Source organism: Abyssibacter profundi (assembly GCF_003151135.1).
Lineage (GTDB): Bacteria > Pseudomonadota > Gammaproteobacteria > Nevskiales > OUC007 > Abyssibacter > Abyssibacter profundi.
The window spans coordinates 33,045-59,541 of the sequence record NZ_QEQK01000017.1 but is presented as its reverse complement, the minus strand read 5'-3'; the positions used below and the strand labels follow the sequence as shown (position 1 = coordinate 59,541).

Below are 26,497 nucleotides of genomic sequence, written 5' to 3'. Positions count from 1 at the left end.
TGCTTGTCATACGGATGCGCTGGCATGCTTCGGGCCACAGGCATATTGCGTGCTCCGTCGCTGCTCTGCGGTGGTTCCAGTAGGTAGAATTGATGGGAAAAACAGTGCGGATCGGTTGCTCGTCGGCTTTTTGGGGCGATACGTCCACCGCTGCGGCGCAGCTGGTCGAGAGTGGAAACATTGATTACCTGGTGGCCGATTATCTGGCCGAGATCACCATGTCGATCTTGGCTCTCAAACGCATGCGTGACCCGAAAGCGGGCTACTGCGAAGACTTTGTGCAGGTGCTCGCGCCCTTGTTGCAGTCGATCAAGTCACAAGGGATCCGCGTGGCGGCCAATGCCGGGGGGCTGAATCCGCAAGCGTGTCGGGACGCGCTGGCCGCAGCTGCCGAGCAGGCCGGCGTGGATTTGAAGATCGCTGCCGTCACCGGGGACGATTTACTGCCGCGCCAGGCTGAGTTCACCCACTGCGTGGACATGGACACCGGCGCCGAAATGCCTCGCGGCTTGGTGACGATGAATGCCTACCTGGGTGCGTTGCCGGTGCGCGATGCCCTGTTGGCCGGCGCCGATATTGTGGTGACGGGCCGCTGCGCCGATTCCGCGCTTGTGCTCGGGCCGCTCATGGCGGAGTTCGGTTGGGGCGAGGAAGACTACGACCGCCTGTCGGCGGGCTCGCTGGCAGGCCACATCATCGAATGTGGCGCGCAGTGCACAGGGGGGAACTTCACGGACTGGGAGCAGGTGCCCGGCTTCGACAACATGGGCTTTCCCATCGTGGAGGTCGAGCCCGACGGTCAGTTCATCGTGACCAAGCCGGAGGGAACCGGTGGCCTGGTGACGCCGCTGACTGTCGGCGAGCAATTGGTCTACGAGATCGCTGATCCGGGTGCCTACATCCTGCCGGATGTGGTCTGCGATTGGACCCAGGTCAGGCTGGAAGCTGCGGGCGAGGATCGGGTGCGAGTAGCGGGCGCCCGCGGGCGCCAGCCGACGGACCAGTACAAGGTGTCGGCGACCTACCCATCGGGGTTCCGCAGCCTGGCCAGTTTCGTTGTGGGCGGGCTGGACGCGGCGTCAAAAGGCCGCGCAGCAGCCGAGGCCCTGCTGAAGAAGATCGGCCGCTTGCTGGATGCGCGTGGGCTGGGCGGTTTTTTGCAAACTCAGATCGAGATCGTGGGTGCCGAGGCCATGTACGGCCCTCATAGCGCGGCATCAACGCGGGAGGTCACCGTGCGCATCGTTGCGACGCATACGAACCGGGACGCGCTCAAGCTTTTCGGGCGCGAGATCGCCCAGGCGGCGACAGGCATGGTGCCGGGCATTACCGGTTACTCGGGGCGGCCCAGTGTCACGCCGATCGTCCGCCTGTTCACCACGCTAGTACCCAAGGCACAGATCTCGGCCGCGATCGTCTCTGACGACGGCGAGCATCCGGTCGCCATTCCTACAGAATTTGCCGGCGACGATGTGTCGCCCGCTGACGCTGGCAGTGGCCAGCCGCCCGCATCGGATGCTGCCGTCAGCGTGCCGCTGGTTCGTCTTGCGGTTGCCCGGTCAGGCGATAAGGGGGATCACAGCAATATCGGTGTCATCGCGCGCGATCCAGCGTATCTGCCCTATATCGAACAGGCGCTGACCGCCGAGGCCGTGGCCGCGTATTTCGAGTACTTGCTGGCCGGTGATGTGACCCGTTGGGCCATGCCGGGCATCGGCGGATTCAACTTCCTGCTGCGGCATTCGCTGGGTGGCGGGGGCGTGGCGTCACTTCGAACCGACCCCCAGGGCAAGTGCCACGCACAGATGCTGTTGAGCTATCCAATCCCGGTTTCGGCAGAAATTGCCTCCCGATTCGACTAAAGTGTGGGCCCCCATCCCACCTGACATCAGGACACAATGACGAACGGGAGCGACATCGAACGCGACGTCATGGAATACGACGTCGTCATCGTCGGCGCCGGACCGGCTGGTCTGGCCTGCGCCATGAAACTCAAGCAGGCGAATGCCGATCTGGCAGTTTGTGTGCTTGAGAAGGGCAGTTTCGTGGGCGCGCACGCGCTGGCGGGTGCCGTCATCGAACCAGAGCCGCTGGACGAACTGGTGCCGGGCTGGCGGGATGATCCACCAGAGATCTGCGTGCCGGCGACCAAGGACGAGTTCCTCAAGCTGAGCGAATCCGGCTCCATGAAGCTGCCGACGCCCCCGCAGATGCACAACAAGGGGCATTTCATCGTCAGCCTGATGAACATGATGGGTTGGCTGGCCGAAAAGGCCGAGGCCCTAGGCGTGGAGATCTACCCGGGCTTTCCAGCCGCCGAGGCGCTGATCGAGAACGACGTGGTTGTGGGTGTGCGCACCGGCGACATGGGCGTGGCCAAGGACGGTTCGCAAAAAGATGGATACACGCCGGGCATGGACCTGCGCGCCAAGGTCACCGTGCTGGCCGAAGGGGCGCGCGGCTCCGTCTCCAAGCAGCTGATCAAGCGCTACAAGCTGGCCGAAGGGCATGATCCTCAGAACTACAGCATCGGGCTGAAGGAGCTGTGGGAGGTGCCGGAAGGCCGCGTCGAGCCGGGCAAGATCGTCCACACTGTGGGCTGGCCGCTGCCCAATGATGTGTACGGTGGCAGCTTTCTCTACCACCTGACCGACAACCGCATTGCGCTGGGCTATGTCGTGGGTCTGGGCTACGGCGATCCGCGGCTCAAGCCCTTCGAGATGTTCCAGCAGTGGAAGCATCATCCCCAGGTCAAGCCGTTGCTGGAGGGAGGCAAGATTCTCTCCGCAGGTGCCCGGGCGATTGTCACGGGGGGCTGGCAGTCGCTGCCGACCACAGAAATGCCCGGTGCCATGCTGATCGGCTGTGCGGCCGGCACGCTGAACGTGCCGAAAATCAAAGGCGTTCACACCGCCATGCGGTCGGGCATGCTCGCCGCCGAGCACCTGACTGCGCAGCTCGACGCAAAGGGTTTCGATGCCAAGCTGCGGGAGTCCGCGGTGGCCAAGGAACTCAAGAAAGTCCGCAACATCAAGCCAGGCTTCAAGAAGGGCCTGTGGTTCGGCATGTTCAATGCCGCCTGGGAGACCGCGACCGCCGGGTTCTCGCCCTGGACGTTGTCCTCCAAGGCGGACTGGTCCCAGACCAAGAAGCTGGCCGAGCTGCCGCCTGAGCCGGCATTCCCCGAGGCACCGCGTGATTTGGCGCCCAAGGATCGACTGGCCTCGGTGTATTTTGCGGCCACGGAGCATGATGAGGATCAGCCAATTCACCTCAAGGTGACCGATCCGGATGTCTGCTTCACGAAATGCGAGGAGGAGTACGCCAATCCCTGCACGCGGTTCTGCCCGGCAGGGGTGTACGAGGTCGTCGAGGAGGCCGCAGGTAAGCGCCTGCAGATCAACTCGGCCAACTGCGTGCACTGCAAGACGTGCGATATTAAGGATCCCTATCAAGTGATTAACTGGGTCACGCCGGAAGGCGGATCCGGGCCGAACTACCAGAACTTGTAGGGCATTGGGCGGACTGGCGCCGGGCGCGGGTCCGACATACACGGAACTCAGAGAACTGTTGAGCCTAACAACATGAAAGTACTTGTGAGCGTGAAGCGCGTTGTGGATTACAACGTGCGAATCCAGGTGAAGGGAGACGGATCCGGCGTGCAGACCGAAGGTGTCAAGCACTCCATGAATCCGTTTGACGAGATCGCGGTCGAGCAGGCCATTCGCATGAAGGAGGCCGGCACGGCGTCCGAGGTCATTGCCGTGACCATCGGTGACGACAAGGCTGTGGAAACCCTGCGCACGGCGCTGGCCTTCGGCTGCGACAAGGCCATCCACGTCAAGACCGATGAGGCCGTTGCACCGACGACGGCGGCCGCTGTATTCGCCAAGCTGGCCGAGGCCGAAGGCCCGGACGTGTTCCTGATGGGCAAGCAGGCCATCGATGACGATAGCAACCAGACCGGTCAGATGACGTCGGCCAAGCTGGGCTGGCCGCAGGCAACCTTCGCCTCGACCATCGAGATTGCCGACGGCAAGGCCACGGTGGCGCGAGAGGTCGATGAAGGCCTGGAAACCATCGAAGTGGATCTGCCCGCCGTGATCACCACGGACCTGCGCCTGAACGAACCGCGCTACCTCAAGCTGCCGGACATCATGAAGGCCAAGCGTAAGCCGGTGGATACCAAGACGCTGGACGACCTGGGCGTGACGCCCAAGGCCGGCCTCACCGTCACCAAGACCGCACCGCCGCCCGAGCGCGAGGCCGGTGTCATGGTCAAGTCCACCGATGAACTGATTTCTGCATTGAAAGACAAGGGGTTGCTCTAATGGCTTCTGTATTGCTGATTGCGCAACATCTCGGCGGTGAGCTGAATAGCTCGACGTCCAAGGCCATGGCCTGTGCCAAGGCCATCGGTGACGTGACCGTGGCGGTGTTCGCCGAATCCGGCCAGGCCGTGGCCGATGCCGCCGCCACGCTGGAAGGCGCGAGCAAGGTCGTGCTGGTGGACCGGGCCGAGAACGCCGAACCGGTCGCCGCCATCCTGGCGCCCCAGATCGCCAAGCTGGCCCAGGACCTGGGTGTCAGCCACGTGGTTGGCCCGAACACCACCTTTGGCAAAGATTTGATGCCACGCGTGGCCGCGCTGCTCGACAGCGTCATGGTCACCGACATCATGTCGGTCGAGGGTCCGTACAGCTTCCAGCGCCCGATCTACGCCGGCAACGCCATCGTGTCTGTCGACGCGCCGCAGGACGGCATTCTGGTCGGCTCGGCTCGTACCGCATCCTTTAAGGCTGTCGGCGAACAGTCCGCCTGCCCGGTGGAAGCGGTGACCGTGGACGCCGAGCTGCCGACCCATACCCGCTTTGTGAAGCGTGAAGGTGCCGGCGGCGATCGCCCCGACCTGCAGTCCGCGCCCAAAGTGGTATCGGGCGGACGTGGCGTGGGCAGCGAAGAAAACTTCGAGATCATTTACCGCATGGCCGACAAGATCGGCGCTGCCGTGGGTGCATCGCGTGCGGCGGTCGATTCCGGCTTCTGCGCCAATGACATGCAGGTCGGCCAGACCGGTAAGGTCATCGCGCCTGAGCTGTACATGTGTTTCGGCATTTCGGGTGCGATCCAGCATCTGGCGGGTATCAAGGACGCCGGTTGCATCGTGGCCGTGAACAAGGACGAGGAAGCCTCGATCTTCGAGGTGGCGGATATCGGCCTGGTGGGTGACCTGTTCGAGGTCATCCCGGAGCTTGAATCCAAGCTGTAGCGCCTGACCGGGCGGCTGGCGGGGATGGAACCTGCCAGCCGCTCGCAAACCATCCACCGAAGAACCCGCGTGCCCGGCCCAGGGCCCAGACAAGACGGGATCAGGATGGCTTTGTATTGAACATTTGTTCAGTGTGATTTGGAGGAGCATTCGTTGAGCTACGCCTCAGTCCTCAAGCCAGGACTCTTTGCCGGCCAGACTCACGTCGTCACGGGCGGTGGGTCAGGCATTGGTCGCTGCACCGCACATGAGTTGGCCGCGCTCGGTGCTCATGTCATCGTCACCGGCCGCACCCAGTCCAAGCTGGACGCCGTGGTGGCCGAGATCACCGCGGATGGCGGTACAGCCAGCGCCCAGGCCTTCGACATCCGCGATGAAGACGCCGTCAAGACTGCGGTGCAGGCGATGGTGACTCAGCACGGGCCGATTCACGGCCTGGTCAATAATGCCGGCGGGCAGTTTCCCAGCCCGGCGATGATGATGAGCAAGAATGGTTTCGATGCCGTGGTCCGCAACAACCTCACGGGTGGATTTCTGGTGGCGCGGGAGGTGCTGCTGCAATCCATGCGAGATACCGGCGGTGCCATCGTCAACATCGTGGCCGACATGTGGGGCGGGATGCCCGGCATGGCCCATTCAGGCGCCGCGCGTGCCGGAATGGTCAACCTGACCGAGACACTGGCCGTCGAATGGGCCCAGTTTGGGGTCCGCGTGAATGCGGTGGCGCCTGGCTGGGTCGCATCTAGCGGCATGGACAGTTACGACCCCGCGTTCACCCAGCAGATCATCCCCATGATGTCGGAGCTGGTGCCGCTCAAGCGCATGTCTACCGAGGCCGAGGTCAGTTCGGCCATTTGCTTTTTGCTGTCCGAGGGCGCGGCCTTCATCTCGGGCAGCTGCGTGAAGATCGACGGCGCGGCCAGCTTGAATGCCAAATTGTTTCCGCTGCCGGATCACGACCGCTCCAGGCCCTACCAGGGTTTTCATCGCTATCAGCCGCCCAAGGCCGTGGCTGATAGCGATTAGGCCGCGCGCCCACCCGCGGGGGTAGCGCTGACCGGCGCGCCGCGGACAACACTTCAATAAACGCCGGGCGGGTTGGCCCGGCTCCAGTGACAGGGATGAGGAGACACCATGCCGGCCATTGAATCAAAGATCAGCCCGACCTCTGCGGATTTTCAGAAGAACCGAGAGGACATGCTGGCCGAGATCAAGCGCTTTCGCGACGTCGAGGCCAAGGTCCATGCGACCGAGGAAGCCAAGCGCGAGAAATTCCATGGACGCGGACAGTTATTGCCGCGCGAACGCGTGCACCTGCTGCTGGATCGCGGGTCCCCGTTCCTGGAGCTGTCGACGCTTTGTGGCTATAAGCATCACGACGACAAGGACGGGTCGCTGGCCGGTGGCAACACGATCATCGGCATCGGCTATGTCTCCGGCGTGCGCTGCATGATCTCCGCGTCGAATTCGGCGGTGAAGGGCGGCACGATGACGCCGTTCGGCGTGCAGAAGACGCTGCGCATTCAGGAGATCGCGCTGAAGCAGAAGCTGCCTGTGGTCTCGCTGATCGAATCCGGCGGTGCCAACCTGTTGTATCAGGCCGAGGTGTTCATTCCCGGCGGCAAGACCTTCGCCAACCAGGCTCGGCTGTCGGCGGCTGGTATTCCCCAGGTGACGGTCGTACATGGCTCGTCGACGGCGGGCGGCGCCTACATGCCGGGCCTGTCCGATCACGTGATCATGGTGCGTAAGAAGGCCAAGGTGTTTCTGGCCGGGCCGCCGCTGTTGCGCGCGGCCACCGGTGAGATTGCCAAGGATGAGGACCTGGGCGGCGCCGAGATGCACTGTCAGGTGGCCGGCACCTCGGAATTTATTGCCGAGGACGATGCCGACGGTATTCGTCTGGCCCGCGAGGTGGTTGCCAAGCTGGGGTGGAACACCACGGCGCCAGCCCCACAGCTCAAGGCCTTCGAAGCGCCGCGTTATGCCCCCGAGGAACTGCTGGGCGTGGTGCCGGCGGATTACCGCCGCCCGTATGATTGCCGCGAGGTCATCGCCCGGCTGGTCGATGGCAGCGAGTTTCTGGAGTACAAGAACGAATACGACCAGCAGACCATTTGCGGTCGCGCCAGTATTTATGGGCAGCCCATCGGGATCGTGAGCAATAACGGTCCAATCACGACCAAGGGGGCGACCAAGGCTGCGCAGTTCATGCAACTGTGTGTGCAAACCCAGACGCCCTTGGTCTACCTGATGAACACCACCGGCTACATGGTGGGCACCGAGTCGGAGCAGGGCGGTATCGTCAAGCATGGCTCCAAGATGGTCCAGGCCGTCGCGAATGCATCCGTGCCCAGAATCACCATTGTCATGGGTGGCAGCTTTGGGGCCGGCAACTACGGCATGTGCGGACGCGGCTTCGACCCGGATTTCATTTTCGCCTGGCCCAACTCCCGAACCGCTGTCATGGGCGGCGAGCAGGCGGCCAAGGTCATGACCATCATCAATAAGGCCAAGGCGCAGGCTGCAGGACAGGAATTTCCCGAAGAGCAGGCGGCCAAGGCTGAGGCCAATCTGGTGGGCCTATTCAACAAGGAAGCGGATGCTCTGGCGGCCACCGCCCGGTTATTCGACGACGGCCTGATCGATCCCCGCGACACCCGGCGGGTATTGGGTTTCACCTTGTCGATCTGCCAGGACGCCAAACGGCGCGAGGTGGCCCCGAACAGCTTTGGTGTGGCGCGCATGTAGACCATCAGGACTCGGGCAGGTCATCACGACCGCCCGGCTCGCGCGGAGGTGCGATCGGGCTCGCCAACCATCCGTTGGCGGTTGCCACACCCAGAATCAGCGCAGATAACTAGCGGAGACAGCGATGCAGCGCACGCACGAACATCAGGAAATCTATCGGACCGTCGAACGGTTCGTCGTCGATGAAATCAACCCACATGTGGCCGAATGGGAGCGCGACGGCGTGTTCCCCGCCCATGAAGTCTTCAAGAAAATGGGCGACCTCGGAATTCTGGGCATCAACAAGCCCGAAGAGGTGGGCGGCATGGGGCTGGATTACAGCTACCAAATGGAGTTCGCCGAAGCGCTTGGTGCCTGCACCTGCGGCGGGATTCCGATGGCCATCGGCGTGCAGACCGATATGGCGACGCCGGCGCTGGCCCGCTTCGGCTCCGATTTTCTGAAGGATCATTTTCTCAAGCCTGCGGTCGCCGGGGATCAGGTGGCTGCCATCGCCGTCAGCGAACCGGGGGCAGGCTCCGATGTGGCGGGGATCAAGACCACCGCCCGGCGCGAGGGCGATGAGTACGTCATCAGCGGCTCCAAGCAGTGGATTACCAATGGCACCCAGGCTGATTGGGCCTGCACCCTGGTCAACACAGGGGACGCCGACCCCAGCAGCCGCCACGGAAACAAGTCGCTCATCGTCATCCCGCTGGACGCCAAGGGTGTGGACCGCACGACCAAGCTCGACAAGCTCGGTCAGCGCAGCTCGGACACGGCGATCATTTTTTTCGATGACGTGCGTGTGCCGGCCAAGCATCTGATTGGCGAGGAGGGCAAGGGTTTCGTCTACCAGATGATGCAGTTCCAGGAAGAGCGGCTGTTTCTATCGGCCAGCATCCTCAAGGCCATGGACCGGGTGCTGGACGACACCATCGACTACACCCGCGGCCGTAAGGCCTTCGGGCAGAGCGTGTTGGACAACCAGTACGTGCAGTTCCGGCTCGCCGAGCTGGCCACCGAGATCGAGGCCGTGCGCGGCATTATCGACAAGGCCGTGGGCGCGTTGCTGGCCGGTGAGGACGTGACGCTGCTGGCCTCCATGGCCAAGCTCAAGAGTGCGCGGGTGGCGCGTGAGGTCTGCGATGCCTCGCTGCAGTTCTGGGGCGGTCAGGGCTTCATGTGGGAGTCCACCGTGGCCCAGTTCTATCGCGACCTGCGCCTGCACTCGATTGGCGGGGGCGCGGATGAAGTCATGCTGCAAATTATCAGCAAGCGGCTGGGTCTGGGCGGCAAGCGCAAGTCAGGCTGAAGGAGATCCACATGACCACATTGCCCGAAACCCCGAATGCCCTGGTCGAGCTCCGCTCGGGAGTCCTGCATTTCACCTTCAACCGACCGGACGCCCGCAATGCCATGTCGGTCGGTTTGCTGAACGACCTTTGCAACACCTTCGATGCCATTGCGGAGGATCGGTCGATCCGCGCTGTCGTACTGCGCGGGGCCGGCGGCAATTTCTGTGCAGGGGGTGATATCAAGGACATGGCCTCTGCCCGGCAGGCGCCTCGCACCCAGCATTCCGACCCGGTGATCGACTATTCACGGGCCTTCGGAACCATGCTGCGCAAGGTCAACGAGGCACCACAGGCCACGATCGCGCTGATCGAAGGCGCCGTGCTGGGTGGCGGGTTTGGCCTTTGCTGTGTCAGCGATGTGGCCATCGCCGTTGCAGACGCCCGGTTCGGGCTGCCCGAAACCGGCCTGGGATTGCCGCCGGCCCAGATCGCACCCTTCGTGGTGGAGCGAGTCGGGTTGACCGAGGCACGTCGCCTGGGTGTTTGCGGCGGTCGATTTGACGGTGCCGAGGCGGCCCGCCTGGGCTTGGTGCATTTCGTCGAATCGGACGCGGCCTCTCTGGAGGCCCGGCTGGACGAGGTACTCGACCAAATCCGTCGGTGTGCGCCGCAGGCCAATGCCGTGACCAAACGCATCATGCTCGGCGTGTCTCGCGCCGATCCTGACGATTTGCTGGATGACGCCGCACGGGATTTTGCCGAATGCCTGCGAGGCGATGAGGGGACCGAAGGCACGATGGCCTTTATCGAAAAACGGCTGCCGAACTGGGCCGCCAAGGACTAGCCAGCCGGGCCGCGAGGCCGGGCATCGAGGAGACGAGGACGCAACATGGGACGTTTTTCAAAAGTGCTGGTCGCCAATCGCGGCGAGATTGCCTGTCGGGTCATCGAGGGCGCGGGCAGCGCCGGCTACCAGACCGTCGCGGTTTACTCGGACGCCGACCGGGCGGCCCGCCACGTCACCCTGGCGGACGAGGCTGTCCGTCTTGGGCCGGCGCCGGTGGGTGAGTCCTACCTGGTCATCGACAAGATCATCGATGCGGCTCGACGTTCCGGAGCTGATGCCATCCATCCTGGTTATGGGTTTCTGGCCGAGAACGCCGAGTTTGCACAGGCCTGCGCAGACGCCGGCATTGTGTTCATCGGACCGTCGCCCGAAGCCATCACGCTGATGGGTAACAAGCGGCAGTCCAAGATCAAGATGATCGATGCGGGCGTGCCCTGTGTTCCCGGCTATGAGGGCGGTGACCAGGACGATGCCGTGCTGACGGCGGAAGCCGAGAAGATCGGCGTGCCGGTGATGATCAAGGCGGCTGCCGGCGGTGGGGGGCGCGGCATGCGCCTTTGTGATGATGCCTCCAAGTTGGGTGACATGATCCGCTCGGCGCGTAGCGAGGCGCAGAACGCCTTCGGCAATGGCGAGCTGATTCTGGAGAAGGCCGTGGTTGGGGCCCGGCATGTCGAGATTCAGGTCTTCGGCGACACCCACGGCCACGTGATTCATCTGGGCGAACGCGACTGCTCTGTCCAGCGCCGCAATCAGAAAATCGTTGAGGAATCTCCGTCACCCGCGGTTGACCCCGATCTGCGTGCGCGCATGGGTGAGGCCGCAGTGTCTGCCGCCCGGTCCATTAACTATGTCGGCGCTGGCACGGTGGAATTCTTGCTGGGTGCGGATGGGGCGTTCTACTTCTTGGAAATGAATACCCGGTTGCAGGTAGAGCATCCTGTGACCGAGCTCGTCACGGGGATCGATCTGGTGGCCTGGCAGCTGCGGATTGCCCAGGGTGACCCGCTTCCACTGGCCCAGGACGCCGTTGAGCAGCGAGGCCATGCCATCGAAGTCCGGCTATGCGCGGAGGACCCGCGCACGGGTTACGTGCCGCAGACCGGCCCGATCGCTGCCTGGACGATTCCTTCCGGTGAGGGCATTCGGGTCGACCATGGCCTGTTGCCTGATGGCGAGATCAGTCCGTACTACGACTCAATGGTGGCCAAGGTCATTGCCTGGGGCGAGGACCGTGAGTCCGCTCGCACCCGGCTGCTGCGGGCCCTGGCCGCCACGCGCCTGCATGGTGTGGTCTCCAACCTCGATTTGCTCAAGGACATCCTGGCTGAGCCTCATTTTGCTGCAGGCGACTTCCACACCGGCTACATGCCCCAGCATTTCAGCGAGCAAAGCCTCGCGGAGCTAGCACCTGAGCCATTGCTTTACGCATTGGCGGCCCTGGCGATTTATCGCTCGGATGCCGCGAGCCTGCAGGCGCAGGCCGAATTGCCCACGGAGCTGGCAGATTGGCACAGCGCGCCTGGCGGCGATATCGGGATGACCGTGGCCTGGGACGCGCAGCGCCACGCGATCACGCTGGTCCATGCACGCGGCGGTCGGTACATGGTCACGCTAGCCGACGAACAGCACGAGTTCATTGTCGAGGCGTCTGGTGCCGACTACACCCGCCTGCAAATCGATGGCGTTTCTGCCCGGATCGAATACACCCGAGTCGGGGATGCGCTTTGGTTAACGGCCCAAGGCCGCAGCTACTGCTTCCGTGACGTGACCCTGGAACCGGCGCAGGCCGCGGCCCCCGGCGCCGATGGGCGTATCGTTGCCAGCAGTGACGGCAAGTTGTTGGACGTGCGGGTGCAGGCCGGTGATTCGGTTGAGGCCGGGCAGACGGTGGCCGTGCTGGAAGCCATGAAAATGGAGTTTCAACTCACCACCCCGGTGGCCGGCGAAGTGGAATCGGTTGAGGCGGCCGCGGGCGATCAGGTCAGCAATCGACAGCTGTTGGTCAAGATTCAGCCGGCGAGCGACGCCGGTTGATTCAACACGCCGTCGACCACCAGGCCGTCGTCGGGGGAAACATCAAACCCGGATCGAGCTGAGCGCAGACCCCCGCCATCGGCATCCACTCGCTGCGGCCTGTGCAGACGGTCGATGCCGGCTCGCCGGGCCCGGTCAGCCTGCTCGGCGGTTTGGATGTCCTGTGCGGTGAGTGTTAATTGCAGGGGCTCGGCCATTCCGAGCACGGCCTTGACCAGCGTCAGGGCGTGGGTGGCGTCTCGCAGCATGTTGGGATCGATCATGACCTGCTGAATAGGCAAATCGACCAGCCGGGCAATCGGGGCCATCCGCTGTCCGAAGTGGCCCACCGCCAGTCGAACCCCACCTTCCACGCAGCGCAGCAAGCGCTCGGCTACGCGCGAGCCGGGTTCCGGCAGGTCTGCCTCATGTACCTCCAGCGTTAGCGTCTCGGGTGGCAGGCAGGCATTGGAGATGGCAGCGAACACATCATCAACCAGGCTGTCGCCCATGAGCTGTTGATGGCTGAGCGCCACACTGACACAGCCAGCCCCCGTCCGCGCTCGTAATGCCGCATAGTCTGCCGTCGCCCGGAGCAGGGTCCAGCTGGTGAGTTCTGCGAGTGTGTCGCCGGCCGGCTCGGTTTTCAGCAGTTCCGAAGCGGGCGCGCGACCGTCGGCCGCGTTCACCCAGGCCAGGGTGGAGCGGTACTGCACTGTCTGGGCGCCACGCCCCTCGATGACCGGCTCGTACTGCAATTGCAGGGCGCCATCACGAATGCTTCCGGAAAACGGCGAGGCATGCTTTGTTTCGTTGGCCGGCAGGCCGGGTAGTGAGAATCCGCGAGCCGCCCGGTCATTGGCGCGAATGCGCTCGAGCAGGGCATCGATCAGCGTGTGGATGATCGGATGGACGCCTTCCAGGTGGTTGGTCAAGTCTTCAGTGGTGACGACTCGGACCGTGCACTCGGTCAGGGCGGTGACGGTTGCGGTTCGACCTTCACCGTCGATCAGCGATAGCTCGCCCACCATCTGCCCCTCGCCCAGTCGGGCCAGCAGTGTTCGTCCATCGGCGGTTTCGCGCCAGACCGCGACTTCTCCGCGCTCGATGATGTACGCATTCGCGCTGTCATCCGCCGTAGCGATCAGCGTGTCACCGGGCCGGAAACGTTGCCGCGATGTTGCAGAAAAACCCATTGCTGCACTCCCTCCGTGGAGAGTCATCATTGAAATTGATGACGGAATCGGGTTCTATTGTTCAAAACGGACTGAAAGAAAAGAATTCTCTTCACAGGCCAGACAGTGCAAGGTAGCTTAGGCCGGCCAACGGAAGATGTGACCGAGGACACAACGGCGTGCAAGACACCGGTGAACTGACGGCTGGCGGGACCGATGGTCTCTTTTCGGCGCTCTACCAGCAGCTGCGGCAGGAAGCCCGCAAGCAGCGGCGTCGCGTGGGCGGCGGGGTCGATACGACCGCATTGGTCAACGAGAGCTACCTCAAGCTCATGCGTTCGGACCTTTGGCATTCCAGGCAGCATTTTCTACGGACCGCGGCGGCCGCGATGCGCCAGGTTCTGGTCGACGAGGCCAGGGCCCGACTTGCGGAAAAGCGCGGGTCTGGTGAGGTCCCGTTGTCGCTGGACAAGACGGGGATGGCCGACATCGTGCCGGGCAGCCACGACGATCCCAATATGACTCTGGGCATCGATGCGGCGTTGGTGCGCTTGGCCGCTCATAACGAACGGCTGGCACGGGTGGTCGAGTGCCGTTACTTTGCCGGCTATTCAGAGCAGGAAACGGCCGACATTCTGGAGGTCACCGAGCGCACGGTGCGCCGCGACTGGGTCAAGGCAAGAGCATTTCTGTTCGCAGAACTGGACGCCAAGTCCTAGGGAAACACTGCTCTATTCGCGCCGCCAAGACGGAGCCGGTTTGCGTGCGAGTCCAGGCGGAGTGAGTGCCGCTTGGTGATTCCAAGTCAGCGAACGACACGAATGCGTTGGGAACGTATTCGGACGACTGAAGGCCGGCCCGTAGGGCGAAGCGCACGGATGCGTTTCGCAACGTAGGATCGCTGGAAACCCGGCCCGTTCCGTCTGGATTGCGCCTGCAAACAGGCCAGACTGCGTTGGCCGGTGCATCCACGCGCCTCCCCCGGTGCGCCCGCCTTCGGCGGTTTCAATTTGCTCCCGGCGAATGGGTGCTCGTCGTTCATTGGGAATGACCAAACTTCGCTCCTCGCGCCTTGCCTGGCCTGTTTGCAGGCAGCAATTTGGCGGTGCGAATAGATCAGTGCTTCCCTAGCTCCGGGGTGCAAACGCCTCGGCAATGACCCAACCCAGTGTCGTCACCGCACCCAACCAGATCAGCACCGCTGCCACGCTATGAAAGGCCAGGCTCACACCCGGGAGCAGTGCCGCAATCGCTAGCAACGCCCGCATACGGGGGGCATGCGCCTTGCGTCTACGTTGGCCAGAAACCCTGAGCCTTTTGGGGTCTCCCCAGGCCAGCCAGGCCATGGGAAGCGCACTGAGCAGTGCCAGCAACCAGGCCAGGCTCATACGACGGCCTCCTGCGTTGATGCGGCGTGGACGGGTTTGCGCTGGTCGGCCGGTCTGGCACCAAACCAGCACAGCAGCCAGCAGGCCAGGGCTCCACAGAGCATGACCAAATCGCCGGCCACAATGCCGTTGCGACCGGTGCTCAAGGCTTCAGCCCACCCGGGTCCTCCGGTGAGCATGCGAACGGCCGGCAAGCCGAGCAACGCCAGGCCGGTCAGCGCAACGATGCACCTGCGAATATGTAGGCTGCTACGGGCAAGGCCAGCAATGAAAAGACTGAGCAACACGCCACAGCCGAAGACCCACCACTGTGCGCTGAGCACCGGCCAGCCCTTGGACTGGGCCACGAAGGTGCCATAGGGGGTCATGGCCATGGACAAGGGCAAGCCATAGCCGACCCAATGGACGACGCGAGTCATCCGCTGCCAGAAAGGTTGGGTTGCACGACGCTGTGTCCACAGCAACAGGCCGGTCAGGGCGACATAAGCGCCCGCGAATCCAAGCGCGAACCAGGCAGCCTTGGACGCCAGTCCGGCGAAGTGTCCGAAATGCAACGGCGCCATTAACGCCGCCACCGTATTACCTGCAGACGGTTGCTGACCCACCAGCACCGGCTGGTCACGCAGGAACTGTCCTGATTCGGCGGCATAAACCGGTGAGCGGCCCGTTAGCATGCCCTCGCGCGCGGGTGAGAAGACGCGGATTTCAGCGCCCGCCTTGCCCCAGTGGCCTCCGGCGACAAAATTGGGGCGTACGCCTGTGCGTTGCTCTGCATCATTCAGGATGGCATCGAGGTTGGCGACCGGGACATCGCGATCCTCGATGGTGGCCGGTTCACCAAACACCTCCGCCAGTGCCCGTTCCTGGTCACCTTCGAAGACCACCATGGCCATCGCAGGTAGTCCCAGACTGGTTGCGAAGCTGAAGAAGCTGCCGGTGAACGCCAGCACGAAAGCGAAGGGGAGTGTCCAGGTGCCCGCGATGACATGGGCGTCACGGGCCCGCAGCAGCCCATCCTTATGACGGCGGATGGTGAAGAGTTCGCGTATCAGGTGTCGGTGAACAAGAAACCCCGTGATTGCAGCCACCATCATGATCAAACCGAGGACGCCGGTGACAAATAAACCCCAGGGGCTGGGAATATGCAGGCGAACATGCAACTCGACAAAAAAATCCGCCAGCGCGTCAGCGACGTGACGGGCCTCGTCCAACACCGCTTCCGGCCCTTCCACACGGTTGATCACCTGCAGCCGATTTGGATCGATTGCGTAGAGCACACCGTAGTGCGGTGCCGGCTCGCTTGATCCGGGCGTCGGGCTTGCAGGCTGATGACCTTCGAACTGGAGCATCAGTCGACCACCGGCAGACGAGAACAGAAAGAACTCCTCCCGATACGCCGGATCGACCTGGTCGGCCAGAGTCTGCACCAGGGTGTTGATACCGCTGGGCAGGCCGGTTTCAGAAGGGGTAGCGAGGGGGTTGGACCAGTCACCAATCTCGGTCGAGAACACGGCCACCGTCCCGGTGCAGATGACTGCGTAGAGCAGCAAGCCCAGCAGGACGCCTGACCAGCCATGGATGGAGAGCAGGTGCTTGGTCCGCTCTTGCGACAGTTTGATCATGCGGTCGCCCCGAGGTGGTAGGCGATCAGTCCGCCATGGGTGAGCAGGATTGCGGCCATGACTGCGCCAGCGCGTAACAGGCGCGGGTCGGTCAAGCTGTACAGAAACAGCAGCGCCCAGATAAGCGGGAACAGGACGACTGGGAAGACGAGATTGTCGATGCCAGCCGCGCCCTTGGGTAGATAAAGTGCGGCGCCGGCCATGAGTACCCAGCTGGCGATGAAGGCGATCGGGCCGGCCAACAGACCGCGTATCCAGGCGCGGAGTCGAGGTGCTGCAGCCGCAGGCGGCGGGGCGGAACGGGTGGCGGTGGTCATCGTGATCAAGGCATGAGAATGCGAATAAGTATCACCCGGATTATCGTCGGGGTCATATCGAGTGACGTCAATTTGATGTTTACGGGCAGTCCAGAGCAGTGCTTAGCTATTCGCGCGCTATCAGGGCGGCGCTGGGTCTTCAGGCGCAGCTGGATCTGAGCTACGTGGATGCCCAGTTCCGCCAGGCTGACAATAATCCGGAGCAGCGCAGCGATGCCTATGCGCTACTCAATGGCCGGATTGCCTGGCGCTTCGCCCGCGCCGAGGTGTATGTGGCGGGTCGCAATCTGCTCGATCGCTTTTATCTCACGCAGCGCGCGTTTGGCCGCTTCCGTGCGGGCGATCCGAGAACCCTGTTCGCGGGCATCGACGTGGCGTTCGACTAAGACGCGGGCGGCACGCCCAGGCCAAACGCAACGCGGCCCCCGAAGGAGCCGCGTTGCGTGCCTGAAGGCGAAGCTGTCGCCCGGCTGCTACGCCCGGGCTGCGTCCAGCGGTGGTGCGAACTGGGTCAGTTCGATGCCTTCGACAGCCGCCTTGTACTCATCCACGCTGGGCGTGCGGCCCAGGATCGTCGACAGCACCACAACCGGTGTGGAGGCCAGCAGGGACTCACCCTTCTTGTCGTCGGCGTCTTCCACGACGCGACCCTGGAAGAGACGGGTGGAGGTGGCCATGACAGTGTCGCCCTTTTCGGCCTTTTCCTGGTTGCCCATGCAGAGATTACAGCCGGGGCGTTCGAGGTACATGATGTTCTCGTACTTCACGCGCGCACTGCTCTTGGGTGCCGCATCGTCGAACTCGAAGCCGGCGTGCTTCTGGAAAATTTCCCAGTCACCCTCGGCCTTGAGTTCATCGATGATGTTGTAGGTCGGCGGTGCGACCACCAGCGGCGCCTTGAACTCGATCTTGCTGTTCTGCTTTTCCAGGTTGCGGAGCATGTGGGCAATGATCTTCATGTCGCCCTTGTGCACCATGCAGGAGCCGACAAAGCCCAGGTCGACCTTCTTCTCGGCCTTGTAGTAGGAGACCGGGCGGATGGTGTCGTGGGTGTAACGACGCGAAACATCCGCGTTGTTGACGTCTGGGTCGGCGATCATCGGCTCGTCGATTTGATCCAGATCGACAACGAACTCGGCGAAGTACTGGGCATTGCTGTCGGGCTTGAGAGCGGGCTCGCTGCCGGAGCGGATCTCGGCAATGCGCTGGTCGGCTTTTTCGATCAGGCCGTGCAGCGTGCGGGCGTCGTTCTCCATGCCCTTGTCGATCATGATCTGGATGCGGCTCTTGGCCAGCTCCAGCGACTCGATCAGGGTGTCGTCGTTGGAGATGCAAACGGCCGCCTTGGCCTTCATTTCGGCGGTCCAATCGGTGAAGGTGAACGCTTGGTCAGCCAGCAGCGTGCCGATGTGCACCTCGACCACGCGCCCCTGGAAGACGTTGTCGCCGAACTGCTTGAGCATTTGCGCCTGGGTGGCATGGACGACATCACGGAAGTCCATGTGGTCCTTCAGCCGGCCCTTGAACGTGACCTTGACGGACTCGGGAATCGGCATGGTGGCCTCGCCGGTGGCCAGAGCCAGGGCCACGGTGCCGGAGTCGGCACCAAACGCCACGCCCTTGGACATGCGGGTATGCGAGTCGCCGCCAATGATCACAGCGCGGTCATCCACGGTAATGTCGTTCAGCACCTTGTGGATGACGTCGGTCATCGGGTGGTAAACGCCCTTGGGGTCGCGAGCGGTGATCAGGCCAAAGGCGTTCATGAAGCCCATCAGCTTCGGAATGTTTTTCTGCGCCTTGAGATCCCAGACCGAGGCCGTGTGGCAGCCGGACTGGTATGCGCCATCGACCTTCGGTGAGATCACCGTGGCGGCCATGGCTTCCAGTTCCTGCACGGTCATCAGCCCGGTGGTGTCCTGGGAGCCGACGATGTTGACGTTGACGCGGACATCGGAGCCGGCATGCAGCACCTTGCCTTCTTCGACACCCACCGCATTGCGGTTGAAGATTTTCTCGACGGCGGTCAGGCCCTGGCCGGCGTGGGACACTTCTTTGGAGGGCGCGAAGACATCCGGGGCATCCACGCCCAGGGTTTCGGCCGCAAAGGTTTGCAGTTTCTTGCCAAAGACCACGGCGTAGGAACCGCCGGCACGGATGAACTCCAGCTTCTGTGGCGTAAAGGCCGAGGAGATGTCCGCGAGTTCCTGCGTTCCCGTTGCGTCGTAGAGCGTCTTGGTGCGCGTGTTGATCGTCAGCACCGTGCCGGTGTCGATGGAATAGCGCTGTTCCAGCACGGGGTCGCCGTTGGCGTCCTTAACCGCCTGGCCGTCGGCATCGAGCTTCTTCACCCAGTTCTTGAGGTCCAGTCCGATACCACCGGTAACGCCGACCGTGGTCAGGAAGATGGGGGAGATACCGTTCGTGCCGCCAACGATGGGGGCTATGTTGACGAAGGGCACGTAGGGGCTGGCCTGCTTGCCTGTCCACAGTGCCACGTTGTTCACGCCAGACATGCGCGACGAGCCCACGCCCATGGTGCCTTTCTCGGCAACCAGCATGACTCGCTTGTCCGGGTGCTCGGCCTTGAGCGCCTCGATTTCGGCCTGGGCGGCCTCCGAGATCATGCACTTGCCGTGCAGCTCCCGGTCGGAGCGCGAATGCGCCTGATTGCCTGGTGACAGCAAGTCAGTCGACACGTCACCCTCGGCCGCCACATAGGTCACGACCTGGATGGTTTCTTCGACATCCGGCAGCTTGGTGAAGAACTCGGCGTTGGCGTAGCTCGTCAGAATGTCCGTGGCCACGGCATTGCCGCTGGTGTGGGCAGCGGCCAGACGATCCGTGTCTGCCTCATAGAGGAAGACCTGCGTCTTCAGAACCTCGGCAGCCTGCTCGGCAATGGCGATGTCCTCACCCAGCGCAAGGTCCAGCAGCACGGTGATGGACGGGCCGCCCTTCATATGGGCCAGCAGCTCGAAGGCGAAATTCGGAGAGATTTCCTCGACCGTCGCGCGCCGCAGGATGATCTCCTTGAGAAAACCGGCCTTTTCGGCTGCAGCGCTGGTTGTACCCGGCAATGTGTTGTAAATGAAGTACTTGAGCGAGTCGGCCCGGTGCTCGTGAGCCGGGTCCTTGATCTGGGCGATGATCTCGGCAAGAAGCGCGCTGTCTTCAATCGGCTTAGGGCTCAGGCCCTGTTCCTTGCGGGATTCAATCTCTTTCAGATAGTCCAGATACAAGCTCATAGTTCAGTTTCTCGATGCAGAGTGAATGCAGGGTGTCGGGCGAGGTGGTGTCGCGTCTGGATCCAGGCTGGCCGCTGGTCGGGGGACGGTTGGCAGCGCTGCGCCTGGCGGGGCTTGAAAGCCGGGGCGCAATGGCCGGCGCGCGGCGAGTGCCGGTTGACGTGCTGCGGACAGCGTCGCAGAGCCTCCGATGGCAATCCGGGTCAGAGCGAGTTGCAGACCTCCCCAAGGTCAATGGCCGGCGATGTCCGGCCGCAAGTCGCGGATTATAGTTCAATTGCGGTGGGCTCGGTCCCGGCGGTGCAGCAACAGCGCGCAGGACTACGGGCTTGCGCCGCTTTAATCCTCAGTCGAGTCAGGCGGGGCTGTTGCGTTAGGGTGGGCCACCGGCCGCACTGACAGCTGCGGTGCCTCAGCCGCGCGGATCAGCTCGTTGGCGTGTTCAGGCGCCCCGGTTAACCAAGTATCGAGTTGATCAGGGCGCAGCATCAGCGGCATGCGGTGGTGCAGCCAGCTAATGTGCTCTGCGGCTGCCACCGTGACGATCGTAAAGCTGTGTACGGTCGCATCGGCACGTTGCCAACACTCCCACAGGCCGGCTAAGGCGAGCCCGGCCTCGTCGCCGCTGGTCACGTAGTGGCACTGCTTGTTGCCCTTCGGCCCGGTCCACTCAAAGTAGCCGCTGGCGGGTACGACACAGCGCTGTGAGTGCTGCCAGGCGCCGCGAAACGTGTTCTTGTCGGCCAGCGTTTCGCCGCGTGCGTTAAACGTCGCAAACTTCAGCTTGGGATCGCGCGCCCAGCGGGGGATGAGGGACCAGTGGCGTTCTCGATAGCCTTCGGCGTCGAACGTGGCAGCAGATTGGGTGGGGCAGATGTTGTGGCGGTCCACGACCGAGCCGGGCCAGTCATCGAGCAGCTGTGTCCAGGCGCGCATGCGCGCGACGTGTTGTTCAAAGCGACCGCACATCGACCCAGCCAGCCTGACTAATCGTCCAGGAAGCCGTGAGTGCGCAGCATGGTTTCGATCATCTCGGCGGTCAGGGGCTTGTTGAAAAAGCGCTCGATCACGCCGCAGCGTTCGGCGCGCTCGCGATCACTGGGGTTGAGTGAGGTCGTCAGCATCATCACGATGGTTCCGGTGCGCTGGCTCTCCCGGAGCTGGTCGTACGCCTCGGCGAACTCCCAGCCATCCATCCCCGGCATGTTGATGTCCAGCAGGATGAGGTCCGGCTTCAGCGTGCCCGCCTCAATATCGCGCAGGGCCTCAGCCGCCTTTTGGTAACTCTCTAGCTCGACCGGATAGCCCGCTTCTTCGAAGGCAATCTGGTGCAGGACGAGATCGGGCGTGCTGTCGTCCACCAACAGCACGCGTGGGGCTTGGCTCATGCATTACTCCGGCAGCGTGAAGTAGAACCGGCTGCCGTTTTCCGGCGCGGGTTCGACACCGATGGTGCCTTGATGGGATTCGATAATCTTCTGGCAGTGTGCCAGACCCATGCCCGTGCCTTCGAATTCCTCGCGTGTGTTCAAGCGTTGGAAGATTCGGAAGATGCGATCCGTCTGCTCCGGATCGATGCCGATGCCGTTGTCCTGCACGTAGATGCACCACGCCCCAGGGCACTTTTCCGCCCAGATCTCGACCTCAGGTGTGCGGTCCGCTGGCACGAACTTCAGTGCGTTGCCCACGAGATTCTGAAGCAGTAGTCGCAATTCGGTTGGCATGCCCTGGACAGTCGGCAACTCGCTGGTGTGAACGCGGGCACTGCGTTTGGCGATCAACGCCTGCAGATCATGGCAGACGGCAGCGGCCACCTGGCGCAAGTTGACAGGCTCGGGTTCCGAGTCCCGGCCGATGCGGCTGTGCTGGAGTAAATCGTCGATCATCCGGCTCATTCGGCCGACGGCATCGGTGACATAGCCCAGCCATTCAGTCGCATCGGCATCAAGCTGAGTGCCGTAGCGCCGCTGCATCAACTTCGAATAGCTGGCCACCGTGCGCAACGGCTCCTGCAGGTCGTGAGAGGTGATGTAGGCGAACTGTTCCAGCTCTGTATTTTTGAACTGAAGCTTCTCGGCGAGCGCCTTCAGGCGAGTTTCCGCGGTCATCCGTTCGGTCAGATCACGTGTCACCTTGGTGAAACCCACGACCTCGGCATACTGATCATGCAGGGCGGTGATGGTCACGCTCGCCCAGAATCGCGTGCCGTTCTTGCGCAGGCGCCAGCCTTCATCCTGCGCCCGGCCGTGCTCGCGTGCTTCGGCTAATAGGCGTGCCGGCTTGTCGGCCGCCCGATCCGAGTCCAGGTAAAAGCGACTGAAGTGCTGACCAATGATCTCATCGGCGGTGTAGCCTTTGAGCAATCGGGCCCCCGAATTCCATGTTTCGACGTGGCCCGATGTGTCGAGCATCAGAATTGCGTAGTCCGCAACCTCTTCGACCATCCGCTGAAAGCGCTCTTCCGACCGTCGCAGCGACTCTTCGACCCGCTTGCGTTCGGTGAGGTCGCGCGTGACCTTGGTGTAGCCAACGGTCTGGCCCTGGTCATCGTGCAGCGCGGTGATGACCACACTGGCCCAGAAGCCGCTGCCATCCTTGCGCACCCGCCAGCCTTCATCGTGAGCACGGCCCTCGCGGCGTGCCTGATCGAGTAGTCGGTCAGGCTTGCCCGCAGCGCGGTCAGCATCGGTGTAGAACCGCCGGAAGTTCAGGCCGAGGATTTCGCTTTCGCCGTAGCCCTTGATGCGCTCGGCACCCAGATTCCACGTCTGGATCTTCCCATTCGGATCGATGCGGATGATGGCGAAGTCCGCTACTTCGGCGATCATCTGCTGATAGAGGCGCGCGTTGTCGACCCCTGCGTTGAACTGACGCGGAGCGCTATCCGGGCAAGAGGTCATATCTCGGCCGCTCATTTAGGTGGTCGCTGCGCTGCGATTGCATCCGTTCAGGCTAGTGTGTGGCCATGACCGGCAACACAGGTGCGCGGCGACTGGCCAGCTCGCGCCGCACGGTCTTTAGTTTTCGAGTCGGTCCGGTGGGCTCGCTGACATCCAGGTGCTGGCGCCAGTCTGCGGCGTGCTGTTGTCCGGATCGGGTGAGCGCGTACGTCCACCCCCGGTCACCATGCGCGACATTCAGGTAGTCGCTGGCGACAAGCCGGCCAATGGCACGCGCGAAATCGGCGTCCCGCACAATGAGGCTGCGCAGTACCTCGTCAACCAAGGCCTGCGGCGTTGCGCCCGGTCCGTCCAGCGTGCCTAGCGACAGCGCCGCGTCGAGAATCGCAATCTCGGTCAGCTCGATGTACTCACGAGCAGGGGCGCGCTGTCGGCGCTCATGTTGACCTGTAGAGCTTTCCATCGAATCAGCGTTTAGCACGTGTCGTCCTCCAAAATGGGGCTGTCGCAGGGTCTGGTCGCAGGCTAACAACGCACAAGTGAACGTTTTGGTAACCCCGCACCGAGCGCTTCGGGCGGGAGCATCCGCAGGCCGGTGCATCAAAAACGCTTGCGCGATTCGGCAAAATCTTTACAATGCGCGCCTCGCTGGTCGCCATTCGGCGCCGCGAACATCGCGGGCCCGTAGCTCAGTTGGATAGAGTACCTGGCTACGAACCAGGGGGTCGGGCGTTCGAATCGCTCCGGGCCCGCCATTATTTATCAAGAAAACCAGTCACTTAGCGGTGACTGGTTTTTTTGTGTCTGCAGCATCACACGTTCGGGACAAATCCAGCGACCAGCGTGGCGGCTCCTAGAGGTGTAATCCGGCCGAAGAACTTAGCTACCTGTCCTAGCGTTGGGAACAGGACCACGCCCTGGCGACCCATGCCCTGCCCAATCCAGAGACCGTCACCAGTTGCGACGCCATATGTCGCTTATGCAACTACGCTGGAGGTATGGACAAACGCCTCCCACCCCATTTTTTGGAAGCCGAACAAGCTGTGCTGGGCGGGCTGATGTTGGGTGACGACGCCTGGGACCAAGTCGCTGACAGAATCCGGAAGGATGACTTCTATCGTCACGATCATCGACTCATTTTCGAAGCTGCCGAGGTGCTCGCGGGGGCAGATCAGCCACGCGACATTGTCACAGTCAGTGAATGTTTGGCCTCTCGGGGCCAACTAGAAAACGCCGGTGGGCTCGCATATTTGGCGACGCTCGCGAATGAGCGTGGCAGCGCAGCCAACATAAAAGCCTATGCCGATATTGTCCGAGAGCGGTCAGTCCTTCGGCGCCTGATCGCTGTCGGGACGAGCATCTTAGATCTTGGTTTCGCACCAGAAGGTCGGTCTGCGACCGACCTAATCGATGCGGCCGAACGGTCCGTGCTAGAGATTGCGGAGTCGTCGCGGCGCAGTGGTGTCGGGCCTCGACACGGTGCCGATTATCTTGACCAAGTCTTCGACAATCTCGAACAAATTGTGTCCGGTCAGCTTGCAGGGACGTCGACTGGCCTGAGGGATTTGGATGGACAAACAACCGGTATGCACGCTGGGGATTTAATCATTGTTGCGGGCCGCCCATCTATGGGAAAGACCAGCTTTGCGATGAACATAGCCGAAGCGGTTTCGACTGACCCTAAAAAGCCGAAGGCGGTCTTGGTCTTCAGCCTTGAAATGCCAGGCGATCAGCTGATGATGCGGATGGTCTCGTCATTTGGGCGGGTTGATCAGGGGAGGTTGCGATCAGGCAACCTCGATAATTTTGACTGGGACAAGATCCACTCAGCGATGGAATTGCTTCACCGCGCGCCAATCTACATCGACGACGATGGTCAGCTCTCGCCGACCGAGCTTCGTTCTCGTGCCCGGCGTCTGAAACGCGAACTAGCCAATCGGAAAACGGAGGAATACCCAGAAGGAATGGAACTAGGGCTGATTCTTGTCGACTACCTTCAATTGATGCAGGTGCCCGGATTCAAGGAGAATCGGACGAATGAGATCGGGATGATTTCGCGAGGGTTGAAGTCACTAGCAAAGGAGCTCGAAGTGCCGGTGATCGCGCTCTCGCAGCTGAACCGCGGTGTGGAAAACCGGGAGGATAAGCGCCCGCGGATGGCGGATCTTCGTGAGTCAGGTGGCATCGAACAGGACGCCGACATCATCTTGTTCATCTACCGCGATGAGGTTTACAACAAGGGAACTGACAAAAAGGGCCGGGCTGAGATCATCATTGCCAAGCAGCGGAATGGCCCGATAGGAACTGTCGATGCCACCTTCCATGGTCGTTACACCCGGTTTGATAACCTGGCCGAAGATACGGCGTACGCTAAGGAATGAACACCTCCTATTTAACAACGCGGTTGCCCGCCGGTCGCTCGCGATCATTCATAGTCGCAAGCGTCTCCGTACCCGCAACAGATGGGCATGGATTTCACGGGTAGAGCGATCGCCATTGTTTCTTGCAGCTGTACGGCTCTTGTGGCGGTCATTTGCTGGGGAGCCAACGAGTTGCGGCGGAGCGCAGATTCTTACGTAGTCGCCACAAGCTTCAAGCCGCAGCGCCAGCAGATTGACTGACGTGGCGACAGCATTGGAGTTGGATGGGGCATCACCGCATATGATTATCTGTGGCGCTGGAAGGTTGACGTGTCTGGCCACGTTTGGTCAGTGCCTGAAGCAGACGCAAGTACCTCAAGCAGCTCGGTGGGAGTCAGAGTGCTCCAAGCGTTCTGCAAGCCAGACTTTGATGATGGATTGGCGCGTTACACCAAGCCGCTTGGCCTCCCGATCCAGACGCTCAATCATCCAAGTGGGGAAATCCACATTGACACGACGTTGCTCCTGATTGGGGCGCCGAGCCTTGGATAGGTCAAGCTGCGCGCTGATGTCTTCTCCGGACTCGAATTTACGATCCAATGTCTTAGCCTTCATATAACTCAACCTCCTGGCGTCGGGATCGCCTGACCGAGATGATCCGAATTTTGTCACCTCGGTACGTCACCACTGCCGACCAATGCTTCTGGTCAATCTTCTTTCACTCATTCGGCAAGCCGCTGAGGCCCTATCCGTTGGTCCGCTATGCGCCCTGAACGGGCTGTGCTGGACAGCTCAGTCGTCACGTACACCGCTGAGCAGTTGCAGGGGGTTGGGCGATCAACTTCTCTGCTGCCGCCAACCGACGGAAGATGGCTTACAGCAGACGCGCTGAGATCGGTCTGTTCAGTGCCAATAGCAGGCCATGCTTGCTCTGGATGCGGTCGCTCAACCACGATTGGTCAGGCTAAGATGGTGGTATGCTCAGGATTGATTACGCTCAACTGTTCCGCGCTGGAGAAGTTTATGGCGAACAAGCAGACTAGAGAGGTTCATTTGATGAGCCTCGGCAAGTTTGACCGTCACGGTTCCTTCTCCGTGGATCTCATCAAAGCCGCAGAAACACCTGAATTTAAGCGGATGGTCCGGCAGGTTCGAGAGGGAATGGCTCGCACGAAGGGAGTTCGCGTTCGCAAGGCGTTTCGCCCGACACCCCCCAAGATTCCAACTTAGCCGAACGATCTCGATGAGCGCCACTGACTCGTTGTCTCGCGCTCTAACGATGGCTGCCAGTCGTACTCTGAGGTTCCCGTGACGCCGTCGTCGGAAT

Annotated in this window: 22 protein-coding genes, 1 tRNA gene and 1 pseudogene; 13 read left to right on the top strand and 11 right to left on the bottom strand. The window is 62.2% G+C overall.

The window, feature by feature from the left end:
• The first annotated feature begins 92 nt into the window (after window positions 1-92).
• The 9 genes from DEH80_RS15455 to DEH80_RS15415 all read left to right on the top strand — a co-directional run bounded on the left by DEH80_RS15455 (window position 93) and on the right by DEH80_RS15415 (window position 12,181).
• A complete protein-coding gene (locus DEH80_RS15455) occupies window positions 93-1,862 on the top strand; it encodes an acyclic terpene utilization AtuA family protein (RefSeq protein ID WP_109721419.1) in 1,770 nt (589 codons plus the stop codon).
• A gap of 54 nt (window positions 1,863-1,916) precedes the next feature.
• The gene (locus DEH80_RS15450) at window positions 1,917-3,512 is read left to right on the top strand and encodes an electron transfer flavoprotein-ubiquinone oxidoreductase (RefSeq protein WP_207774645.1); all 1,596 of its coding nucleotides are present in this window, start codon (window positions 1,917-1,919) and stop codon (window positions 3,510-3,512) included.
• A 72-nt stretch (window positions 3,513-3,584) separates the two neighbouring features.
• A complete protein-coding gene (locus tag DEH80_RS15445; protein ID WP_109721417.1) occupies window positions 3,585-4,331 on the top strand; it encodes an electron transfer flavoprotein subunit beta/FixA family protein in 747 nt (248 codons plus the stop codon).
• Window positions 4,331-5,269 carry an electron transfer flavoprotein subunit alpha/FixB family protein gene (locus DEH80_RS15440; protein WP_109721416.1) on the top strand — a complete coding sequence of 313 codons (939 nt, stop codon included), beginning with the start codon at window positions 4,331-4,333 and terminating at the stop codon, window positions 5,267-5,269. The genes DEH80_RS15445 and DEH80_RS15440 overlap by 1 nt, the downstream gene beginning before the upstream one ends.
• Before the next feature lie 153 nt (window positions 5,270-5,422).
• Entirely contained in the window at window positions 5,423-6,295 is an 873-nt protein-coding gene (locus DEH80_RS15435; protein ID WP_109721434.1) for an SDR family oxidoreductase, read from the top strand.
• Window positions 6,296-6,403: 108 nt separating this feature from the next.
• Window positions 6,404-8,020 carry an acyl-CoA carboxylase subunit beta gene (locus tag DEH80_RS15430; protein ID WP_109721415.1) on the top strand — a complete coding sequence of 539 codons (1,617 nt, stop codon included), beginning with the start codon at window positions 6,404-6,406 and terminating at the stop codon, window positions 8,018-8,020.
• Window positions 8,021-8,144: 124 nt separating this feature from the next.
• Window positions 8,145-9,314, top strand: a complete 1,170-nt coding sequence (locus DEH80_RS15425) for an acyl-CoA dehydrogenase family protein (protein ID WP_109721414.1) — start codon at window positions 8,145-8,147, stop codon at window positions 9,312-9,314.
• A gap of 11 nt (window positions 9,315-9,325) precedes the next feature.
• Window positions 9,326-10,141, top strand: a complete 816-nt coding sequence (locus DEH80_RS15420) for an enoyl-CoA hydratase/isomerase family protein (RefSeq protein ID WP_109721413.1) — start codon at window positions 9,326-9,328, stop codon at window positions 10,139-10,141.
• Window positions 10,142-10,186: 45 nt separating this feature from the next.
• Window positions 10,187-12,181, top strand: a complete 1,995-nt coding sequence (locus DEH80_RS15415) for an acetyl-CoA carboxylase biotin carboxylase subunit (protein ID WP_109721412.1) — start codon at window positions 10,187-10,189, stop codon at window positions 12,179-12,181.
• Here the strand turns inward: DEH80_RS15415 and DEH80_RS15410 are convergent.
• The gene (locus DEH80_RS15410) at window positions 12,157-13,356 is read right to left on the bottom strand and encodes an EAL domain-containing protein (protein ID WP_165831507.1); all 1,200 of its coding nucleotides are present in this window, start codon (window positions 13,354-13,356) and stop codon (window positions 12,157-12,159) included. The genes DEH80_RS15415 and DEH80_RS15410 overlap by 25 nt on opposite strands.
• A 158-nt stretch (window positions 13,357-13,514) precedes the next feature.
• Between DEH80_RS15410 and DEH80_RS15405 the strand changes: the two genes are divergently transcribed.
• Window positions 13,515-14,054, top strand: coding sequence for an ECF-type sigma factor (locus DEH80_RS15405; protein WP_109721410.1), 540 nt, complete (start codon window positions 13,515-13,517; stop codon window positions 14,052-14,054).
• A 408-nt stretch (window positions 14,055-14,462) separates the two neighbouring features.
• On the opposite strand, the gene DEH80_RS15400 is transcribed toward DEH80_RS15405, so the two are convergent.
• From DEH80_RS15400 to DEH80_RS15390, 3 genes are read right to left on the bottom strand one after another with little or no spacing between them, the layout of a single operon-like run.
• Window positions 14,463-14,723 carry a hypothetical protein gene (locus DEH80_RS15400; protein WP_109721409.1) on the bottom strand — a complete coding sequence of 87 codons (261 nt, stop codon included), beginning with the start codon at window positions 14,721-14,723 and terminating at the stop codon, window positions 14,463-14,465.
• Entirely contained in the window at window positions 14,720-16,345 is a 1,626-nt protein-coding gene (locus tag DEH80_RS15395) for a PepSY-associated TM helix domain-containing protein (RefSeq protein WP_109721408.1), read from the bottom strand. Before DEH80_RS15395 ends, DEH80_RS15400 begins: the two co-directional genes overlap by 4 nt.
• On the bottom strand, window positions 16,342-16,662 hold the full coding sequence (locus DEH80_RS15390; protein WP_109721407.1) for a hypothetical protein: 321 nt from the start codon (window positions 16,660-16,662) through the stop codon (window positions 16,342-16,344). The genes DEH80_RS15395 and DEH80_RS15390 overlap by 4 nt, the downstream gene beginning before the upstream one ends.
• Window positions 16,663-16,760: 98 nt before the next feature.
• Here DEH80_RS15390 and DEH80_RS15385 point away from each other — a divergent pair, with 98 nt between their 5' ends.
• A complete protein-coding gene (locus tag DEH80_RS15385) occupies window positions 16,761-17,048 on the top strand; it encodes a TonB-dependent receptor (RefSeq protein WP_109721406.1) in 288 nt (95 codons plus the stop codon).
• A gap of 87 nt (window positions 17,049-17,135) precedes the next feature.
• Here the strand turns inward: DEH80_RS15385 and DEH80_RS15380 are convergent, their stop codons facing one another.
• The 5 genes from DEH80_RS15380 to DEH80_RS15360 all read right to left on the bottom strand — a co-directional run bounded on the left by DEH80_RS15380 (window position 17,136) and on the right by DEH80_RS15360 (window position 23,273).
• Window positions 17,136-19,910, bottom strand: a complete 2,775-nt coding sequence (locus DEH80_RS15380; protein ID WP_109721405.1) for a bifunctional aconitate hydratase 2/2-methylisocitrate dehydratase — start codon at window positions 19,908-19,910, stop codon at window positions 17,136-17,138.
• Between the two features lie 339 nt (window positions 19,911-20,249).
• Window positions 20,250-20,879 (bottom strand): SOS response-associated peptidase, encoded by a 630-nt coding sequence (locus tag DEH80_RS15375; RefSeq protein ID WP_109721404.1) that lies wholly within the window; start codon window positions 20,877-20,879, stop codon window positions 20,250-20,252.
• Window positions 20,880-20,896: 17 nt separating this feature from the next.
• Window positions 20,897-21,298 carry a response regulator gene (locus tag DEH80_RS15370; RefSeq protein ID WP_109721403.1) on the bottom strand — a complete coding sequence of 134 codons (402 nt, stop codon included), beginning with the start codon at window positions 21,296-21,298 and terminating at the stop codon, window positions 20,897-20,899.
• Window positions 21,299-21,301: 3 nt separating this feature from the next.
• Window positions 21,302-22,825, bottom strand: a complete 1,524-nt coding sequence (locus DEH80_RS15365; protein WP_109721402.1) for a sensor histidine kinase — start codon at window positions 22,823-22,825, stop codon at window positions 21,302-21,304.
• A 37-nt stretch (window positions 22,826-22,862) separates the two neighbouring features.
• Entirely contained in the window at window positions 22,863-23,273 is a 411-nt protein-coding gene (locus DEH80_RS15360; protein WP_109721401.1) for a hypothetical protein, read from the bottom strand.
• 215 nt (window positions 23,274-23,488) lie between these two features.
• Here DEH80_RS15360 and DEH80_RS15355 point away from each other — a divergent pair.
• Both DEH80_RS15355 and dnaB read left to right on the top strand, forming a co-directional pair.
• Window positions 23,489-23,565: transfer RNA gene (locus DEH80_RS15355), tRNA-Arg, on the top strand.
• Between the two features lie 243 nt (window positions 23,566-23,808).
• Window positions 23,809-25,191 carry a replicative DNA helicase gene (gene dnaB / locus DEH80_RS15350; protein WP_109721400.1) on the top strand — a complete coding sequence of 461 codons (1,383 nt, stop codon included), beginning with the start codon at window positions 23,809-23,811 and terminating at the stop codon, window positions 25,189-25,191.
• A 354-nt stretch (window positions 25,192-25,545) separates the two neighbouring features.
• On the opposite strand, the gene brnA is transcribed toward dnaB, so the two are convergent.
• Entirely contained in the window at window positions 25,546-25,785 is a 240-nt protein-coding gene (gene brnA, locus DEH80_RS15345) for a type II toxin-antitoxin system BrnA family antitoxin (RefSeq protein ID WP_109721399.1), read from the bottom strand.
• Window positions 25,775-25,885: pseudogene (locus DEH80_RS17765) on the bottom strand (BrnT family toxin); the annotation flags it as partial. The pseudogene DEH80_RS17765 and the gene brnA, both read right to left, overlap by 11 nt.
• Between the last annotated feature and the right edge of the window lie 612 nt (window positions 25,886-26,497).

Excerpts from the sequence above, each read along its gene's own strand:
- DEH80_RS15455 (WP_109721419.1), top strand. The coding sequence starts at position 93 with ATGGGAAAAACAGTGCGGATCGGTTGCTCGTCGGCTTTTTGGGGCGAT.
- DEH80_RS15445 (WP_109721417.1), top strand. The coding sequence starts at position 3,585 with ATGAAAGTACTTGTGAGCGTGAAGCGCGTTGTGGATTACAACGTGCGA.
- DEH80_RS15440 (WP_109721416.1), top strand. The coding sequence starts at position 4,331 with ATGGCTTCTGTATTGCTGATTGCGCAACATCTCGGCGGTGAGCTGAAT.
- DEH80_RS15430 (WP_109721415.1), top strand. The coding sequence starts at position 6,404 with ATGCCGGCCATTGAATCAAAGATCAGCCCGACCTCTGCGGATTTTCAG.
- DEH80_RS15425 (WP_109721414.1), top strand. The coding sequence starts at position 8,145 with ATGCAGCGCACGCACGAACATCAGGAAATCTATCGGACCGTCGAACGG.
- DEH80_RS15420 (WP_109721413.1), top strand. The coding sequence starts at position 9,326 with ATGACCACATTGCCCGAAACCCCGAATGCCCTGGTCGAGCTCCGCTCG.
- DEH80_RS15415 (WP_109721412.1), top strand. The coding sequence starts at position 10,187 with ATGGGACGTTTTTCAAAAGTGCTGGTCGCCAATCGCGGCGAGATTGCC.
- DEH80_RS15410 (WP_165831507.1), bottom strand. The coding sequence starts at position 13,356 with ATGGGTTTTTCTGCAACATCGCGGCAACGTTTCCGGCCCGGTGACACG.
- DEH80_RS15400 (WP_109721409.1), bottom strand. The coding sequence starts at position 14,723 with ATGAGCCTGGCCTGGTTGCTGGCACTGCTCAGTGCGCTTCCCATGGCC.
- DEH80_RS15395 (WP_109721408.1), bottom strand. The coding sequence starts at position 16,345 with ATGATCAAACTGTCGCAAGAGCGGACCAAGCACCTGCTCTCCATCCAT.
- DEH80_RS15390 (WP_109721407.1), bottom strand. The coding sequence starts at position 16,662 with ATGACCACCGCCACCCGTTCCGCCCCGCCGCCTGCGGCTGCAGCACCT.
- DEH80_RS15380 (WP_109721405.1), bottom strand. The coding sequence starts at position 19,910 with ATGAGCTTGTATCTGGACTATCTGAAAGAGATTGAATCCCGCAAGGAA.
- DEH80_RS15375 (WP_109721404.1), bottom strand. The coding sequence starts at position 20,879 with ATGTGCGGTCGCTTTGAACAACACGTCGCGCGCATGCGCGCCTGGACA.
- DEH80_RS15370 (WP_109721403.1), bottom strand. The coding sequence starts at position 21,298 with ATGAGCCAAGCCCCACGCGTGCTGTTGGTGGACGACAGCACGCCCGAT.
- DEH80_RS15365 (WP_109721402.1), bottom strand. The coding sequence starts at position 22,825 with ATGAGCGGCCGAGATATGACCTCTTGCCCGGATAGCGCTCCGCGTCAG.
- DEH80_RS15360 (WP_109721401.1), bottom strand. The coding sequence starts at position 23,273 with ATGGAAAGCTCTACAGGTCAACATGAGCGCCGACAGCGCGCCCCTGCT.
- dnaB (WP_109721400.1), top strand. The coding sequence starts at position 23,809 with ATGGACAAACGCCTCCCACCCCATTTTTTGGAAGCCGAACAAGCTGTG.
- brnA (WP_109721399.1), bottom strand. The coding sequence starts at position 25,785 with ATGAAGGCTAAGACATTGGATCGTAAATTCGAGTCCGGAGAAGACATC.